This is a genomic window from Psychrobacter sp. UBA2514, assembly GCF_002341255.1.
In the GTDB taxonomy this organism is placed as follows: Bacteria; Pseudomonadota; Gammaproteobacteria; order Pseudomonadales; family Moraxellaceae; genus Psychrobacter; species Psychrobacter pacificensis.
In genome coordinates, this window is sequence record NZ_DDNS01000004.1 from 3917 (window position 1) to 5222 (window position 1306).

General features: G+C 48.7%; 1 protein-coding gene. It reads left to right on the forward strand.

The window, feature by feature from the left end:
* On the forward strand, nt 1-1204 hold a 1204-nt coding region (gene apbC / locus B3V51_RS01335; RefSeq protein WP_414706359.1), incomplete at its 5' end, for an iron-sulfur cluster carrier protein ApbC.
* Nucleotides 1205-1306 lie beyond the last annotated feature (102 nt).

The window sequence follows — 1306 nt, forward strand, 5'->3', positions numbered from 1 at the left end:
CAAAACCGAAACACCGCAGCAGCAGGCAGAACGTGATAGTGCCGTTGATAAAGTATTGCTTGGGTATGAGATAGGAACAGTCAGTATTGCGACGATGGTCACAGGACTTGAGCGTGACGGCGAGGCGCTGACGCTAGACTTGCGCCTGCCACAAGACAGCAACCCTGAAGCTGTCCAACAAGAGCTTGGCCAGTTGCTGCATCCGCATGGCATTACCACGATTCATATGAATGTGCGCCTGCCTGCTCCAGAAAAAGGGTCAGGTTCAAGCTTACCAAAGCAGATGCCAAAGACAACCAATGCGATGGAGTCCCAGCCTTCATCTGGCGTTAATAACAACGTGAGTAATGCCAACAACGCTAACGCTGAGCCGCCAATTACCAAAGCAGCACCTACGCAAGCTTCATTAGCTGCGCATCCTCGTATCCGCCATATTATTGTCGTGGCATCAGGTAAGGGCGGCGTTGGCAAATCAACCACGACTGTGAACATCGCACTGGCATTACAAAAGCTGGGTAATCGCGTGGGCGTGCTTGATGCCGATATTTATGGCCCTAGTATGCCAACGATGCTTGGGGTTGCCGATGTTAAGCCTGAGCTGGAAAACGATCAGTTCGTTCCGGTCGAGGCGCACGGTTTAGCGATGCTCTCTATCGGCAGCTTGCTCGATGGCGATAATACGCCAGTGGCTTGGCGTGGTCCCAAAGCGACAGGCGCGCTGATGCAACTGTATAATCAAACCAACTGGCCGCAGCTCGATTACCTAGTTATCGATATGCCGCCAGGTACCGGTGATATTCAGCTAACGCTTGCCCAGCGTATTCCGGTGACAGGCGCTGTCATCGTCACGACGCCGCAGCACGTTGCACTACTTGATGCGCAGAAAGGTATTGAGATGTTTAACAAAACCAGTATTCCTGTGCTTGGTGTTGTTGAAAACATGGCGCTGCACACTTGTAGTAACTGCAACCATACCGAAGCGATTTTTGGTACTGGCGGTGGTGAGATTATCGCTGAGCAGTACCACGTGCCGCTATTAGGGCAACTACCACTTGCCAGTGGTATCCGCGCGCAGGTCGATAAAGGTGAGCCAAGTGTATTAGCCGATGATGAGTTTGCGAATTACTATATCAATATAGCCAAAAACATCGAGACTAATATTGATAAATTTGCTAAGCCTGTTGATGATAAACGTATATTTTAATCGTTTATGATGATTGTTTATCAATAACAAATTAGCCTAAGCAAATATAAAGTCAAAAGCACTTTTATTCTAACAAAGAAGCAAGGAAGCTTTGTGAGCGTA